The 14,996-nt window shown below is 62.7% G+C and carries 13 protein-coding genes and 1 tRNA gene; 10 read left to right on the top strand and 4 right to left on the bottom strand.

Translation table 11 applies throughout. The features are described 5' to 3' along the window. Positions 1-43 precede the first annotated feature (43 nt). Positions 44-120 (top strand) — tRNA-Trp (locus ACK41X_RS01125). A 102-nt stretch (positions 121-222) separates the two neighbouring features. Here the strand turns inward: ACK41X_RS01125 and ACK41X_RS01120 are convergent. After that, entirely contained in the window at positions 223-498 is a 276-nt protein-coding gene (locus ACK41X_RS01120; protein ID WP_409718180.1) for a hypothetical protein, read from the bottom strand. A gap of 255 nt (positions 499-753) precedes the next feature. Between ACK41X_RS01120 and secE the strand changes: the two genes are divergently transcribed. The 5 genes from secE (at position 754) to ACK41X_RS01095 (ending at position 3,152) form a co-directional block, all read left to right on the top strand. Continuing rightward, positions 754-951 carry a preprotein translocase subunit SecE gene (gene secE, locus ACK41X_RS01115; RefSeq protein ID WP_409718177.1) on the top strand — a complete coding sequence of 66 codons (198 nt, stop codon included), beginning with the start codon at positions 754-756 and terminating at the stop codon, positions 949-951. 24 nt (positions 952-975) lie between these two features. Then, the gene (gene nusG, locus ACK41X_RS01110) at positions 976-1,506 is read left to right on the top strand and encodes a transcription termination/antitermination protein NusG (protein WP_409718174.1); all 531 of its coding nucleotides are present in this window, start codon (positions 976-978) and stop codon (positions 1,504-1,506) included. Positions 1,507-1,645: 139 nt separating this feature from the next. Then, positions 1,646-2,077 (top strand): 50S ribosomal protein L11, encoded by a 432-nt coding sequence (gene rplK, locus ACK41X_RS01105; protein WP_409718171.1) that lies wholly within the window; start codon positions 1,646-1,648, stop codon positions 2,075-2,077. A gap of 2 nt (positions 2,078-2,079) precedes the next feature. After that, positions 2,080-2,781, top strand: coding sequence for a 50S ribosomal protein L1 (rplA, locus tag ACK41X_RS01100; protein WP_409718168.1), 702 nt, complete (start codon positions 2,080-2,082; stop codon positions 2,779-2,781). A gap of 173 nt (positions 2,782-2,954) precedes the next feature. Beyond that, positions 2,955-3,152 (top strand): hypothetical protein, encoded by a 198-nt coding sequence (locus ACK41X_RS01095; RefSeq protein ID WP_409718165.1) that lies wholly within the window; start codon positions 2,955-2,957, stop codon positions 3,150-3,152. 3 nt (positions 3,153-3,155) lie between these two features. Here ACK41X_RS01095 and ACK41X_RS01090 read toward each other — a convergent pair whose 3' ends face one another. The 3 genes from ACK41X_RS01090 to ACK41X_RS01080 form a co-directional block, all read right to left on the bottom strand. Next, positions 3,156-4,358, bottom strand: a complete 1,203-nt coding sequence (locus ACK41X_RS01090) for a cobalamin-independent methionine synthase II family protein (protein WP_409718162.1) — start codon at positions 4,356-4,358, stop codon at positions 3,156-3,158. A 79-nt stretch (positions 4,359-4,437) separates the two neighbouring features. Then, a complete protein-coding gene (locus ACK41X_RS01085) occupies positions 4,438-4,593 on the bottom strand; it encodes an HdeA/HdeB family chaperone (RefSeq protein ID WP_409718159.1) in 156 nt (51 codons plus the stop codon). After that, a complete protein-coding gene (locus ACK41X_RS01080) occupies positions 4,590-4,736 on the bottom strand; it encodes a hypothetical protein (protein WP_409718156.1) in 147 nt (48 codons plus the stop codon). Before ACK41X_RS01080 ends, ACK41X_RS01085 begins: the two co-directional genes overlap by 4 nt. A 533-nt stretch (positions 4,737-5,269) precedes the next feature. Here ACK41X_RS01080 and rplJ point away from each other — a divergent pair. From rplJ to rpoC, 4 genes are all read left to right on the top strand, one after another. Continuing rightward, on the top strand, positions 5,270-5,788 hold the full coding sequence (gene rplJ / locus ACK41X_RS01075) for a 50S ribosomal protein L10 (protein ID WP_409718281.1): 519 nt from the start codon (positions 5,270-5,272) through the stop codon (positions 5,786-5,788). A gap of 42 nt (positions 5,789-5,830) precedes the next feature. Next, complete coding sequence (gene rplL, locus ACK41X_RS01070) at positions 5,831-6,208, top strand: 50S ribosomal protein L7/L12 (protein WP_409718153.1); 378 nt, start codon at positions 5,831-5,833, stop codon at positions 6,206-6,208. Positions 6,209-6,534: 326 nt separating this feature from the next. Further along, on the top strand, positions 6,535-10,659 hold the full coding sequence (gene rpoB, locus ACK41X_RS01065) for a DNA-directed RNA polymerase subunit beta (RefSeq protein WP_409718150.1): 4,125 nt from the start codon (positions 6,535-6,537) through the stop codon (positions 10,657-10,659). A gap of 118 nt (positions 10,660-10,777) precedes the next feature. Continuing rightward, positions 10,778-14,986 carry a DNA-directed RNA polymerase subunit beta' gene (rpoC, locus tag ACK41X_RS01060; protein WP_409718147.1) on the top strand — a complete coding sequence of 1,403 codons (4,209 nt, stop codon included), beginning with the start codon at positions 10,778-10,780 and terminating at the stop codon, positions 14,984-14,986. The last annotated feature ends 10 nt before the right edge of the window (positions 14,987-14,996 follow it).

Here is a 14,996-nt window from a genome sequence, read left to right as displayed (position 1 = left end):
GGCGCTTTCGACCTGAATCGGCGTTACACAGGCCCGCGTCTGTAGGAGTGTAGCTCAACTGGCTAGAGCACCGGTCTCCAAAACCGGGGGTTGGGGGTTCGAGTCCCTCCACTCCTGCCAGCGATTGCGGCAACCCAGCATTTGTTGCGTGGAGCAGGTTGCAACCAGCCCCCGCGCACCTTCAAGGCTCGGGGTATCGCACGGCTCGCAATCATTGCGGGTTCAGCTCCGGCGCCGTGCGGCGCTGTCGCGATCACCGTCGCCACGGTCAAACGCCATGCAGATTCTGAAAATCAGGGCGAGCGCCCCGTAAAGCAGACCGCCCGCCAGCAATATCAGGATTAAAGTCTCCACCTGCACCTCGTCCAGCGACCCATCGTCCGGCTTGACCCGGAATGACGCCACAAGGACGTGACGCGGGGACAACGGTTCGGTGAACGTCGACAGCGCAAGACCGCGCGGCCGGGCCGATCGCGGCGCGAGGGATTGTTCTTTCATTGCAGTCGGTTACGGAACGCACCGCAGGACCGAAACTGCATCCGGAAGCCGCCGGCGCCGGGCGAGTGTCCGGGGCAGGCCCGGCCCGTCGTGCGGATTGCCTTGATTTTCGGCGGCATTGTCTTTAATTGACCGTCACGCTTTGCGGCCCGGTGACGGACATCCGCAGCGTCGGCACCCCCAAAAAACAGGGCCAAATTCCGGTCAGTCCGCCTCATGGATTGGCCGCAGGGCGGCTCGTTCGGACCAAAGCGAATGGCCAAGTTCAGCCCGTTCAAATTCCTGCAGGAAGTGCGCGACGAGACCGGCAAGGTCACGTGGCCGACGCGGCGCGAGACCGCCATTACCACGGCCATGGTGTTCGTGATGGTGACGATAACGGCGATCTTCTTTCTGCTCGCCGATCAGGCCATCCGCTTCTTGATCACCACGATCCTGTCTGTCGGGCGCTGAGCCAAGAGAACCGGAATTAGAGCCATGGCCAAGCGCTGGTATATCGTCCACGCCTACTCCAATTTCGAGAACAAGGTCGCGGAATCGATCCGCGAGCAGGCCAAGCAGCGTGGCCTGGTCGACCAGTTCGAGGAAGTGCTGGTTCCGAAGGAGAAGGTCACCGAGGTGCGGCGCGGCCGCAAGGTCGATACCGAGCGCAAGTTCTTTCCCGGTTACGTGCTCGTCAAGGTCGACCTCACCGACGAGGCCTATCACCTCATCAAGAACACCCCGAAAGTGACCGGCTTTCTCGGTGCCGACAACAAGCCCATGCCGATTTCGGATGCGGAGGCCAACCGCCTTCTCCAGCAGGTTCAGGAAGGCATCGAGCGGCCGAAGTCGTCCGTCTCGTTCGAGGTCGGCGAACAGGTCCGCGTTGCCGACGGACCCTTTGCCTCGTTCAACGGGACGGTGGAGGAAGTCGACGAGGGCCGCTCGCGGGTGAAGGTCGCGGTGTCGATCTTCGGCCGCGCAACGCCGGTTGAACTCGAATTCGGACAAGTGGAGAAGGTTTGACGTTTTCCTCCTCCCGATCGGGAGGAGGCGAGAGAGCCGTGGGAGGTGAGGGCGGCCGCCAACCGTCCAAATCCGCACCACGGCACCTGAACCGGGCCGGGATCGCAACGATCCTGCGCCCACGCAACAGGAGAAGTCTATGGCAAAGAAAATCACCGGCTACGTAAAGCTACAGGTGCCGGCCGGCGCCGCCAATCCGTCACCGCCGATCGGCCCCGCGCTCGGCCAGCGCGGCCTCAACATCATGGAATTCTGCAAGGCCTTCAACGCGCAGACCGCCAAGCTCGAAAAAAACATGCCGATCCCGGTGACCATTACGGTCTACGCGGATCGCTCCTTCACCTTCGAGATGAAGCAGGCGCCCGTGTCCTATTTCATCAAGAAGGCGGCCAAGATCGAGAAGGGCTCGAAGACCCCCGGCCGCGACAAGGCCGGCAAGATCACGAAGGCCCAGATCAAGGAAATCGCCGAGCAGAAGATGAAGGATCTGAACTGTGACACCGTCGAGGCCGCGGCCAAGATGGTGGAAGGCTCCGCCCGTTCGATGGGCATCGACGTGGTGGGAGGCTGATCATGGCGAAACAAGGCAAGCGCTACGCCCAGATCCGCGAAGGTGTGGATCGCAACAAGCTGTATCCGCTCGATGAAGCGGTGAAGATGATCAAGGATCGCGCCAAGTCGAAGTTCGACGAGACCATCGAGATCGCGATGAATCTCGGCGTCGATCCGCGCCATGCCGACCAGATGGTGCGCGGCGTGGTGACGCTGCCGTCGGGTTCGGGCCGCACCCAGCGTGTCGGCGTGTTCGCGCGCGGCGCCAAGGCCGAAGAGGCGAAGGCCGCCGGCGCCGATGTGGTCGGTGCGGAAGATCTCGTCGAGAAGGTCCAGAACGGCGAAATCGATTTCGACCGCTGTATCGCCACCCCCGACATGATGCCGCTGGTCGGCCGTCTCGGTAAGGTGCTGGGCCCGCGTGGCATGATGCCCAATCCCAAGGTCGGCACCGTGACCATGGACGTAGCCAATGCGGTAAAGGGCGCCAAGGGCGGCTCGGTCGAGTTCCGGGTCGAGAAGGCCGGCATCGTCCAGGCCGGCGTCGGCAAGGCGTCGTTCTCGGCCGATGCGCTGGTCGCCAACATCAAGGCATTTGCGGATGCCGTGCAGAAGGCCAAGCCGGCCGGCGCCAAGGGCACTTATGTGCAAAAGGTTTCGCTGTCGTCGACAATGGGGCCTGGCCTCAAGGTCGAACCGAATACCGTGCTCGGCGGCAACTGAGCCGGCGCAAACGACACTCAGAAAGCCCGGCAGCGATGCCGGGCTTTTTCATGTGGTTCGCCAGCCCTGCACGGCGGGCGGCTCCGGGCCGGAGGGTCGCGTGAGACAGACGGCGTTAATGCGCCCTTAACCGGATCGGCGCAGCCTTTCATCACCTCGGGGGAGGGATCGCCGTGAATCGATCGGATGCTGCCGGGACGTTGTCGCAGGGCAAACCGAAAGTCTGGCGCGAGATCAGGGCAAGGCTCTGCAACATGCAAAGCCAGCCGCAATGGCTGCCGCAAGGCTACCGGCGCAACCAGCGGCGCCTTGGCCGCCTGCTGATCGCCGAATTGCTGCGCGACCGGCGCGCGGCGGCTCAGAAAAGCTGATCCTTACGCCGCGCTGCGTCTGCCCCACAATTGCGCGCTCGCAATCCGCGCGCCCTCGCTGAGGCTGCGCAGCTTCGCCCACATGATGCTCTCGTGCACGCGCTTGGCGAACGGACTTTGCGCGAAGCCGCAATCGGTACCGGCCATCACATTCTCGCGGCCGACGAGCCTGGCGAGGCGCACCAGCCGCTGCGCCACGAGTTCGGGATGCTCCACGATGTTGGTGGCGTGGCTGACGCATCCGGGAATGAGCATCTTGCCGTCTGGCAGTTTCACGCTTTCCCAGACCACCCATTCGTGCTCGTGGCGCGGATTGGCGGCCTCGTATTGATAGCCGCCGACCTTCACCTTGAGCATGAGATCGACGATGTCTTTCAGCGGCACGTCGAAGGCATGCGGCCCGTTCCAGCTGCCCCAGCACAGGTGATAGCGCGAGCGCCCTTCCGGAATGCCGGAGAGCGCATGGTTGAGCGCGTCGATGCGCAATTCCGCCCATTTGCGGTATTCGCCAAGCGACATCGGAGGCACCATCTTCTCGTGCCAATAGGGCAGGAAGGCATCGTCGATCTGCACGATCAGCCCGGCATCGACGATCGCGCGATACTCCGCATTCAGTGCATCGGCCAGTGCGAACAGGAAGCTCTCTTCGTCCTCGTAGAATTCGTTCTTGCCGCCGGGAAGCGCGCTTGCAGGGGCGACCACGGGCAGGAACGCGCCGTGAGCGCCTGCTTTCTTTGCCGCGGATTTGAGATTGGCGATGTCGCGGCCGACCTGATGCTGGCCGGTGTAGGAAAGTGCGCCGTTGCAGACGAAGCGGTTGCCAAGCCGTTTGCCCAATCCGGTTGCGGCGTCGTACTCGGCATAGAATTCCGGGAAGGCCTTGCGGTCGTTGCCGCCGCCGGCCTGGGTGAGTGGATCTTTCGCCTCTTCGGGCGTGAGCGGGCGCGTGGAGAGGCCCGACAGCCGCTCGTGGATATAGAAAGCCCAGTTGCGTCCCTTGGAAAATTCGCCATCGCTGACGATGTCGATGCCCGCTCCGACCTGTTCGCGCACCACCTCGTCGATCGAGTCTCTCAGGCAGGCTTCGTAGGCTGCCGCATCGTACGCCTCGCCCGACTCGATCCGGCGCAGAAACGCGACGAGCTTCGGCGGACGGATCAGGCTGCCGACATGGGTGACAAGAATGCGGCCGGGATGCGCGGGCATGGTCGTCCTCCAACACGGTTCTTGGCGTTGGCGTGCACTATGCCGCGGACGCCGGCTTCAGGCTATCGGCTCCGCGACGTCAGTCTTCGAGGGCTTCGTCGGCTGCGGTGATCAGGCTGTCGTCGGGATGCTTGGCGCAATACTCGGCGATCTTGATGCCGTCCTTCTTCATTTTGTCGAAGTCGACCACCGGGGAGGCGTCCTCGGCGCTGTAATAGCCCTGCAGCCACATCATGATGAAGGCATGAAGGCGATGGTCTCGGTGCCGCTCGACAGGACGTCCTTGCATTTGACGGTCGAGACATCGAGCCGCTGCGCCTGGGCCGGCAGGGTTGCGGACAGCAGCGCGGCCGTCGCAACCAGCAGAATGCGTTTCATGGGATGATCCGGGTTCGCGGTGCGGAATCGCACCGGGCCGGAATGTCGCAGGTCCGCATGGCGCCGCAAGCGCCGCTGCGCGCGTTTTCGTCCCGCTCAGTCCAACTTGCCGGGAGGACGGGGCGGACCTTTCTGCGCCGCCTTCACGGCGATTCGGACCGGCAATTTTCCTTGCAATTTTCCCGTATCCCGCTAGGAGAGCGCGCAACGAGCGTGCCGGCCTCCGGTGCGCTGTCGCGTGTCTGGGCTTTATGTCCGGCGCGCGTCCTGTCCGAGACTGCCGGTGCGGGAGGCTCCCGCTTAATCGCCACCATCGCAGGATGGGCGCGGCCAGCATAGACGGGTGAGAGACGAGACCGGGCTTTTGCCGAGTGCAAGCCGCGGTCCGGTTCGAACCTTTCGGTTCCACGCATCTTCGGCTGCGCGGAGGGCAGGGCTTGATCACAGCCGTTCTGCCCGCGCTTTGCGTTTTGGGCGAAACGGCCGTCGTAACCGGCCGATCCCGAAGGGGATTTGCCAACCGGAGAGAGCTAGTGAACCGAGCGGAAAAGCAGGAGTCCGTTGCGTCGCTGAAGGAGGTCTTTCAGACCTCCAAGGTGGTCGTGGTGGCTCACTATTCCGGCCTCACCGTCGCCCAGATGCAGACCCTGCGCAAGCAGATGAAGCAGGCCGGCGCCCATGTGAAGGTCGCGAAAAACCGTCTCGCCAAGATTGCTGTTGATGGCTCCGATGCCGCCTCCATCGTGCCCCTGCTGAAGGGGCCGACCCTGATCGCTTACTCGACGAGCGATCCGGTGGCGGCACCGAAGGTCGCCACCGACTTCGCCAAGGCCAACGAGCAATTCGTGATCCTCGGCGGAGCGATGGGCAAGACCGCCCTGGACGTAAACGGCGTGAAGCAGCTCGCTTCGCTGCCGTCCCTCGACGAACTGCGCGGCAAGCTGGTCGGCCTGATCCAGGCCCCGGCCACCAAGATCGCCCAGGTCGTCAACGCGCCGGCCGCCAAGCTGGCCCGCGTTGTCCAGGCCTATGCCAGCAAAGACGCGGCGTGACACCCAAATTAACAATTCAGGTTCGAACAGGAAGATAACACCATGGCTGACTTGCAGAAAATCGTCGACGATCTCTCGTCGCTCACCGTTCTCGAGGCCGCTGACCTCGCCAAGATGCTGGAAGAAAAGTGGGGCGTCTCGGCCGCTGCCGCGGTCGCGGTGGCCGCTGCTCCTGGGGCCGGCGGCGGTGCCGCTCCGGCCGAAGAGAAGACCGAGTTTACGGTTGTCCTGGCCGCGGCCGGCGACAAGAAGATCGAGGTTATCAAGGAAGTGCGGGCCCTCACCGGTCTTGGCCTGAAGGAAGCCAAGGATCTGGTCGAAGGTGCGCCGAAGACCCTGAAGGAAGGCGCCAACAAGGAAGAAGCCGACAAGATCAAGGCGACCCTCGAAAAGGTCGGCGCCAAGGTCGAACTGAAGTAAAGCGGATCTTGGCCGGCCTCTTGGTCCGCCATTTCGGGCCGGAACCGGCCATTTGACGCCAATGTGAGCGGAGCCGGCACGGAAATTTTCACGTTTCCGGCCGGTTCGTCGCAATTTGCCCTAGACATCCGGGGTGCGGCCGCCATATACGGTGGCCAATCCCCTTATAGCGCCGCCATGCGGCGGCATTTGCTTTGGCTCGAGCTCTGGCTCGAGCCGCATAGAACGCAGGCACCCCGACGCCTGTCCTGATGGCCGCGATTGATGGAGGCCGTTCGGAGAGTCGTCTCAGGCTGTCTCACAGTGACAGACGAGAGAAAGAAACGATGGCGCAAGCGCAGACGTTTATCGGTCGGAAGCGCGTTAGGAAGTTTTTCGGGAAAATTCAGGAAGTGGCGGAGATGCCGAACCTCATCGAGGTTCAGAAGGCATCCTACGACCAGTTTCTGCTGGTTGAGGCTCCCGAGGGCGGGCGGCCGGACGAGGGCCTGCAAGCGGTCTTCAAGTCGGTATTCCCGATCAAGGATTTTTCCAACACCGCGCAGCTCGACTTCGTCAGCTATGAATTCGATCCGCCCAAATATGACGTCGATGAGTGCCGTCAGCGCGGCATGACCTACGCCGCGCCGCTCAAAGTGACGCTGCGGCTGATCGTATTTGATGTCGACGAGGAGACCGGCGCCCGCTCCGTCAAGGACATCAAGGAGCAGGATGTCTATATGGGCGACATCCCGCTGATGACGAACAACGGTACCTTCATCGTCAACGGCACCGAGCGCGTCATCGTCTCGCAGATGCATCGTTCCCCCGGCGTGTTCTTCGACCACGACAAGGGCAAGACGCATTCTTCGGGCAAGCTTCTGTTCGCCGCCCGCATCATCCCGTATCGCGGTTCCTGGCTGGACATCGAGTTCGACGCCAAAGACATCGTACATGCGCGTATCGACCGCCGCCGCAAGATTCCGGTGACGTCGCTGCTCTATGCGCTTGGCATGGACGGCGAGGAGATACTCAAGACGTTCTATAATGTCGTGACCTACAAGCGCGCCAAGGACGGCTGGCGCGTGCCCTTCGACGCCAACCGCATGAAGGGCTACAAGGCGGTCAACGACCTGGTCGATGCCGACAGCGGCAAGGTGGTGGTCGAGGCCGGCCGCAAGATCACCGTGCGTCAGGCGCGCCTTCTCGCGGAAAAGGGCCTCAAAGCTCTGCGCATGACCGATGAGGAATTGCTCGGCAACTACATTGCCGAAGACCTCGTCAACATGAAGACCGGCGAGATCTACGCCGAGGCCGGCGACGAAATCACCGAGAAGCTGCTGGAGACCATCAACGAGCTCGGCTTCAAGGAATTGCCGATCCTCGACATCGACCACATCAATGTCGGCGCCTATATCCGCAACACGCTCGCCGTCGACAAGAACATGACGCGCGAGGACGCGCTGTTCGACATTTACCGCGTCATGCGCCCGGGCGAGCCGCCCACGGTCGACACCGCTTCGGCGATGTTCCAGTCGCTGTTCTTCGATGCCGACCGCTACGATCTTTCTGCGGTCGGCCGGGTCAAGATGAACATGCGTCTCGACCTCGATGCGCCCGATACCATGCGCGTGCTCCGCAAGGACGATATTCTTGCGGTCGTCAAGACGCTGGTCGATCTGCGCGACGGCAAGGGCGAGATCGACGATATCGACAATCTCGGCAACCGCCGGGTGCGTTCGGTCGGCGAACTCATGGAGAACCAGTACCGCATCGGGCTGCTGCGCATGGAGCGCGCGATCAAGGAGCGCATGTCGAGCGTCGATATCGACACCGTCATGCCGCAGGACCTGATCAACGCCAAGCCTGCCGCCGCTGCCGTGCGCGAGTTCTTCGGCTCCTCGCAGCTCTCGCAGTTCATGGACCAGACCAATCCGCTGTCCGAGATCACGCACAAGCGGCGTCTCTCGGCGCTTGGACCGGGCGGTCTCACCCGCGAGCGCGCCGGCTTCGAAGTGCGCGACGTGCATCCGACCCATTACGGCCGGATCTGCCCGATCGAGACCCCGGAAGGTCCGAATATCGGTCTGATCAACTCGCTCGCGACCTATGCGCGGGTGAACAAATACGGTTTCGTCGAAACGCCGTATCGCAAGGTGAAGGACGGCCGCGTCACCGACGAGGTTATCTATCTCTCGGCGATGGAGGAGGCCCGCTACACCGTGGCGCAGGCAAACGCCCCGATCGATGCCAAAGGCCGCTTCACCGAGGACATGATCGTCTGCCGCCATGCCGGCGACGTCGCGCCTTATCCGCGCGACAAGGTCGACTTCATGGACGTGTCGCCGAAGCAGCTTGTGTCGGTCGCCGCGGCGCTGATCCCGTTCCTGGAGAACGACGACGCCAACCGTGCGCTGATGGGCTCGAACATGCAGCGCCAGGCGGTGCCGCTGGTCCGCGCCGAGGCGCCGTTCGTCGGCACCGGCATGGAAGGCGTGGTGGCCCGCGACTCCGGCGCCGCGATCGGCGCACGCCGTGCCGGCGTGGTCGATCAGGTCGACGCCACCCGTATCGTCATCCGCGCCACGGAAGAGACCGACCCGACCAAACCCGGGGTCGACATCTATCGGCTGATGAAGTTCCAGCGCTCCAACCAGAACACCTGCATCAACCAGCGTCCGCTGGTGCGTGTGGGTGACGTGGTCAAGAAGGGCGACATCATTGCCGACGGTCCCTCGACCGAGCTTGGCGAGCTTGCGCTCGGCAGGAACGTGCTGGTCGCCTTCATGCCGTGGAACGGCTACAACTTCGAGGACTCTATCCTTCTGTCCGAGCGCATCGTGCGCGACGACGTGTTCACGTCCATTCACATCGAGGAATTCGAGGTGATGGCGCGCGACACCAAGCTCGGGCCCGAAGAGATCACGCGCGATATTCCGAACGTCTCGGAAGAGGCGCTGAAGAATCTTGACGAGGCCGGCATCGTCTATATCGGCGCGGAAGTACGCGCCGGCGACATTCTGGTCGGCAAGATCACGCCGAAGGGCGAAAGCCCGATGACGCCGGAAGAAAAGCTTCTGCGCGCCATCTTCGGCGAGAAGGCCTCAGACGTCCGCGACACGTCTCTGCGTGTTCCCCCGGGCGTGCAGGGCACCGTGGTCGAAGTCCGCGTCTTCAACCGTCATGGCGTCGACAAGGACGAGCGTGCGCTGGCGATCGAACGCGAGGAAATTGAGCGTCTCGCCAAGGACCGCGACGACGAACAGGCGATCCTCGACCGCAACGTTTTTGGCCGTTTGGCCGAGATGCTGGAAGGCCGTCAGGGGGTCGCGGGTCCGAAGGGCTTCAAGAAGGACACCAAGATCACCCGCGCGATCCTGGACGAATATCCGCGTTCGCAATGGTGGCTGTTCGCCTCGCCCAACGACAAGCTGATGGCCGAGATCGAGGCCATGCGGAAGCAGTATGACGAGTCGAAGAAGATGCTTGAGCAGCGCTTCCTCGACAAAGTCGAGAAGCTGCAGCGCGGCGACGAGCTTCCGCCCGGCGTGATGAAGATGGTCAAGGTCTTCGTTGCGGTGAAGCGCAAGATCCAGCCCGGCGACAAGATGGCCGGCCGTCACGGCAACAAGGGCGTGGTGTCCAAGATCGTGCCGATCGAGGACATGCCGTTCCTTGAGGACGGCACGCATGCGGATATCGTGCTGAACCCGCTCGGCGTGCCGAGCCGCATGAATGTCGGCCAGATTCTGGAGACCCATCTCGGCTGGGCCTGTGCCGGTCTAGGCAAGCGTATCGGGCAGGCGGTCGATGCCTATTACGGCAAGCAGGATACCAAGCCTCTTAAGGAAACGCTGAAGAAGATTTATGGCGATGATGACACCATCAAGTCGCTCGATGAGCGCGGTCTGGTGGAGCTCGGCCACAATCTTCGCAGTGGTGTTCCGATCGCAACGCCGGTCTTTGACGGCGCCAAGGAGAGCGATATCGAACAGATGCTCGACATGGCGGGTCTCGATCACTCGGGGCAGGTGACGTTGTTCGACGGCCGGACCGGCGAGCAGTTCGACCGCAAGGTGACGGTCGGCTACATCTATATGTTGAAGCTGCATCACCTCGTCGACGACAAGATTCACGCCCGTTCGATCGGTCCGTACTCGCTCGTCACCCAGCAACCGCTGGGCGGCAAGGCGCAGTTCGGCGGCCAGCGCTTCGGCGAAATGGAGGTCTGGGCGCTCGAGGCTTACGGTGCTGCCTACACGCTGCAGGAAATGCTGACGGTGAAGTCGGACGACGTTGCCGGCCGCACCAAGGTCTACGAGGCGATCGTGCGCGGCGACGACACCTTCGAAGCCGGCATTCCGGAGAGCTTCAACGTGCTGGTCAAGGAAATGCGCTCGCTCGGCCTCAATGTCGACCTGCACAATTCCAAGGCGCAGCGTCCGACCGACCTGCCCGAAGCGGCGGAGTAATTCGCGAACGAGACGGGACGGCGAGGGCGCCGTCCCGGGTCCAGTTGACTGGCTCAATGGCGAAACAATTGACGGCCGAATGCTCCGGGACGCCGGGGCCCGCGCCGAGGAGACGACGATGAACCAAGAAATCATGAATCTGTTCAGCCCGCAGGCGCCGGCTCAGGTCTTCGACCAGATCCGGATCTCGATCGCGAGCCCGGAAAAGATTCAGTCCTGGTCCTACGGCGAGATCAAGAAGCCGGAGACCATCAATTACCGCACCTTCAAGCCCGAGCGCGACGGCCTGTTCTGTGCGCGCATCTTCGGTCCGATCAAGGACTACGAATGCTTGTGCGGCAAGTACAAGCGCATGAAGTACAAAGGCATCATCTGCGAGAAATGCTCGGTCGAGGTGACGCTGTCGCGCGTGCGCCGCGAGCGCATGGGTCATATCGAACTCGCCGCGCCGGTGGCACATATCTGGTTCCTGAAGTCGCTGCCGAGCCGCATCGGCATGCTGCTCGACATGACCCTGAAGGATCTCGAGCGCATCCTGTATTTCGAATATTACGTCGTGCTGGAGCCGGGACTTACGCCGCTGCAGGACCGCCAGCTCCTGTCCGAGGAGGAATATCTCAAGGCGCAGGACGAATACGGCCAGGATTCCTTCACCGCCATGATCGGCGCAGAAGCAATCCGAGAGATGCTGAAGGCGCTCGATCTCACCAAGCTGCAGGGCGAGCTGCGCGCCGAAATTGCTGCGACCGACAGCGACATCAAGAAGAAGAAGCTCGCCAAGCGGGTGAAGCTGATCGAGGCCTTCATCGAATCCGGCAACAAGCCGGAATGGATGATCCTGACCCATGTCCCGGTGATCCCGCCGGATCTGCGGCCACTGGTGCCGCTCGACGGCGGCCGGTTCGCGACGTCGGACCTGAACGATCTCTATCGCCGCGTGATCAACCGTAACAACCGCCTGAAGCGGCTGATCGAACTGCGTGCGCCGGACATCATCATCCGCAACGAAAAGCGCATGTTGCAGGAGGCGGTGGACGCGCTGTTCGATAACGGCCGCCGCGGCCGCGTCATCACCGGCGCCAACAAGCGTCCGCTGAAGTCGCTTGCCGACATGTTGAAAGGCAAGCAGGGCCGGTTCCGCCAGAACCTGCTTGGCAAGCGCGTCGACTATTCGGGGCGCTCGGTGATCGTGGTCGGGCCGGAGCTCAAGCTGCATCAATGCGGCCTGCCAAAAAAGATGGCGCTGGAACTGTTCAAGCCGTTCATCTATTCGCGGCTGGATGCAAAGGGCCTCTCAACCACCGTCAAGCAGGCCAAGAAGCTCGTCGAGAAGGAGAAGCCCGAGGTTTGGGATATCCTCGACGAGGTGATCCGCGAGCATCCGGTGCTGCTGAATCGCGCGCCGACGCTGCACCGTCTCGGCATCCAGGCCTTCGAACCGGTGCTGATCGAAGGCAAGGCGATCCAGCTTCATCCGCTGGTCTGCGCCGCGTTCAATGCCGACTTCGACGGCGACCAGATGGCCGTGCACGTTCCGCTGTCGCTCGAAGCGCAACTGGAAGCGCGCGTCCTGATGATGTCGACCAACAACATTCTGCATCCAGCAAACGGCCAGCCGATCATCGTTCCGTCGCAGGACATCGTGCTTGGTCTCTACTATCTCACGCTCGAGCGCGAAGGCGAGCCGGGGCAGGGCAAGGTGTTCGCCAACGTCGCCGAGATCGAACACGCGCTGTCGGAAAAGGCGATCACGCTGCATTCCAAGATCAAGTATCGCTGGATCGGGACCGGCCCGGACGGCGAGCCGGTGAAGAAGGTCTACGATACGACGCCCGGGCGCGTGCTGCTCGGTCAGGTGCTGCCCAAGAGCAAGGTCGTGACCTTCGACGTCGTCAACAAGCTGATGACCAAGCGCGAAATCTCGAACATGATCGATACCGTCTACCGCCATTGCGGTCAGAAGGACACGGTCATCTTCTGCGACCGGATCATGGCGCTTGGCTTTCACCATGCGTTCAAGGCCGGCATTTCCTTCGGCAAAGACGACATGGTGGTGCCGGAGAAGAAGTGGTCGATCGTCGACAGGACCCGCGAAGAGGCCAAGGACTTCGAGCAACAGTACAATGACGGTCTGATCACGCAGGGCGAGAAATACAATAAGGTCGTCGATGCCTGGTCGAAATGCACCGAGGCGATTGCCGCCGAGATGATGCGCGAAATCTCGACGACCAAGAAGGATCCCAAGACCGGCCGCGAGGCGCAGATCAACTCGATCTACATGATGGCGCATTCGGGTGCGCGCGGCTCGCCTGCCCAGATGCGTCAGCTTGCCGGCATGCGCGGCCTGATGGCCAAGCCCGACGGCTCGATCATCGAAACGCCGATCGTGTCGAACTTCAAGGAAGGCCTGACCGTGATGGAGTATTTCAACTCCACACATGGTGCCCGCAAGGGCCTGGCCGACACCGCGCTGAAGACCGCGAATTCCGGCTACCTGACCCGCCGTCTGGTCGACGTCGCTCAGGATTGCATCATCACGTCAACGGATTGCGGAACCGAGTCCGGGATCAAGGTCCGCGCGATCATCGATGCCGGCACCGTCGTCGCCTCCCTCGGCATCCGCATTCTCGGCCGCACCACGGCCGAAGACGTGAAGGATCCGGCGACCGGCGAAGTGATCGTCGCGAAGGGCGTGCTGCTTGGCGAGCCGGAAGTCGAGCGCATCACCCAGGCGAATGTGCAGGAAGTGCGCATCCGCTCGGTGCTGACCTGCGAGTCGCGCAACGGCGTCTGCGGCGCCTGTTACGGCCGCGATCTGGCGCGCGGAACGCCGGTGAATATGGGTGAGGCGGTCGGTGTGATCGCAGCCCAGTCGATCGGCGAGCCGGGAACCCAGCTCACGATGCGCACCTTCCACATCGGCGGCGCGGCGCAGATCAACGAGCAGTCCTTCATCGAGTCGAATTTCGAAGGCACGGTTCGCCTGAAGTCAAAAGACAAGCAGGCCAACGCGGTGATCAAGAATTCCGATGGCGAACTGATCGTCATGAGCCGCAACGTCACGCTCGCGATAGTCGACGCCGACGGCACCGAGCGGGCGACCCATCGCCTGCCGTTCGGGGCGCGTCTGCGGGTCAACGAAGGCGACAAGGTCAAGCGCGGCCAGCGCCTGGCCGAATGGGATCCCTATACGCGCCCGATCATCACCGAGGTCGACGGCTTTGCCGCCTTTGAGGATCTGGTCGAAGGCCAGTCGATGCAGGAATCGCTCGACGAGTCGACCGGCATCGCCAAGCGCGTGGTGACCGACTGGCGGACCTCATCGCGCGCGGCGGACCTGCGTCCGGCGATCGTGATCAAGGACCGCGACGGCGCTATCCTGAAGCTGTCGCGCGGCGGCGAGGCGCGCTATCCGCTCGCGATTGACGCCATTCTGTCGGTCGATCAGGGTGCGCAGGTGCATGCGGGCGACGTTATCGCCCGTATTCCGACCGAAAGCGCCAAGACGCGCGACATCACCGGCGGTCTGCCGCGGGTGGCCGAGCTGTTCGAGGCACGTCGTCCGAAGGAGGCGGCGGTCATCGCCGAAATCTCCGGCACCATCCGCTTCGGCCGCGACTACAAGAACAAGCGTCGCATCTCGATCGAGCCTGCGGAGAAGGATGTCGAGCCCGTCGAGTACCTGATCCCGAAGGGCAAGCACATCCACCTGCAGGACGGCGATATTGTCGAAAAGGGCGATGCCATCGTCGAGGGCAACCCGGCGCCGCACGACATTCTGGCGATCAAGGGCGTCGAGGAGCTCGCCGCCTATCTGGTCAACGAGATCCAGGAAGTCTACCGGTTGCAGGGTGTCGGCATCAACGACAAGCACATCGAGGTCATTGTCCGGCAGATGCTGCAGAAGGTGGAGATCGACGACGCGGGCGAGACCGACCTGATCCAGGGCGAGCAGCTCGATCGCATCGAGATGGACCAGATCAATGCCAAGGCGGTGGAGCAGGGCAAGAAGCCGGCGACCGGAACCCCGGTGCTGCTCGGCATCACCAAAGCTTCGCTCCAGACCCGTTCCTTCATCTCGGCGGCGTCGTTCCAGGAGACCACGCGCGTGCTCACCGAGGCTGCCGTCAACGGCAAGTCGGACACGCTCGACGGCCTCAAGGAAAACGTCATTGTCGGCCGGCTGATCCCGGCCGGCACCGGCGCGATGATTAGCACGCTGCGCGAGATCGCGACCAAGCGCGACTCGCTTATTCTCGAGGAACGCGAGAAGGATGCGGCGGCCAAGCAGGCCGAGGCGCCAGCGGCATTGCCTGCTGCGGAGTGAGGCCTGTCGT

This window comes from Pseudorhodoplanes sp., assembly GCF_046289595.1.
Taxonomy (GTDB): domain Bacteria; phylum Pseudomonadota; class Alphaproteobacteria; order Rhizobiales; family Xanthobacteraceae; genus Pseudorhodoplanes.
This window is presented reverse-complemented; position numbering and strand designations above follow the sequence as displayed.

Excerpts from the sequence above, each read along its gene's own strand:
- ACK41X_RS01120 (WP_409718180.1), bottom strand. The coding sequence starts at position 498 with ATGAAAGAACAATCCCTCGCGCCGCGATCGGCCCGGCCGCGCGGTCTT.
- secE (WP_409718177.1), top strand. The coding sequence starts at position 754 with ATGGCCAAGTTCAGCCCGTTCAAATTCCTGCAGGAAGTGCGCGACGAG.
- nusG (WP_409718174.1), top strand. The coding sequence starts at position 976 with ATGGCCAAGCGCTGGTATATCGTCCACGCCTACTCCAATTTCGAGAAC.
- rplK (WP_409718171.1), top strand. The coding sequence starts at position 1,646 with ATGGCAAAGAAAATCACCGGCTACGTAAAGCTACAGGTGCCGGCCGGC.
- rplA (WP_409718168.1), top strand. The coding sequence starts at position 2,080 with ATGGCGAAACAAGGCAAGCGCTACGCCCAGATCCGCGAAGGTGTGGAT.
- ACK41X_RS01090 (WP_409718162.1), bottom strand. The coding sequence starts at position 4,358 with ATGCCCGCGCATCCCGGCCGCATTCTTGTCACCCATGTCGGCAGCCTG.
- ACK41X_RS01085 (WP_409718159.1), bottom strand. The coding sequence starts at position 4,593 with ATGATGTGGCTGCAGGGCTATTACAGCGCCGAGGACGCCTCCCCGGTG.
- ACK41X_RS01080 (WP_409718156.1), bottom strand. The coding sequence starts at position 4,736 with ATGAAACGCATTCTGCTGGTTGCGACGGCCGCGCTGCTGTCCGCAACC.
- rplL (WP_409718153.1), top strand. The coding sequence starts at position 5,831 with ATGGCTGACTTGCAGAAAATCGTCGACGATCTCTCGTCGCTCACCGTT.
- rpoB (WP_409718150.1), top strand. The coding sequence starts at position 6,535 with ATGGCGCAAGCGCAGACGTTTATCGGTCGGAAGCGCGTTAGGAAGTTT.
- rpoC (WP_409718147.1), top strand. The coding sequence starts at position 10,778 with ATGAACCAAGAAATCATGAATCTGTTCAGCCCGCAGGCGCCGGCTCAG.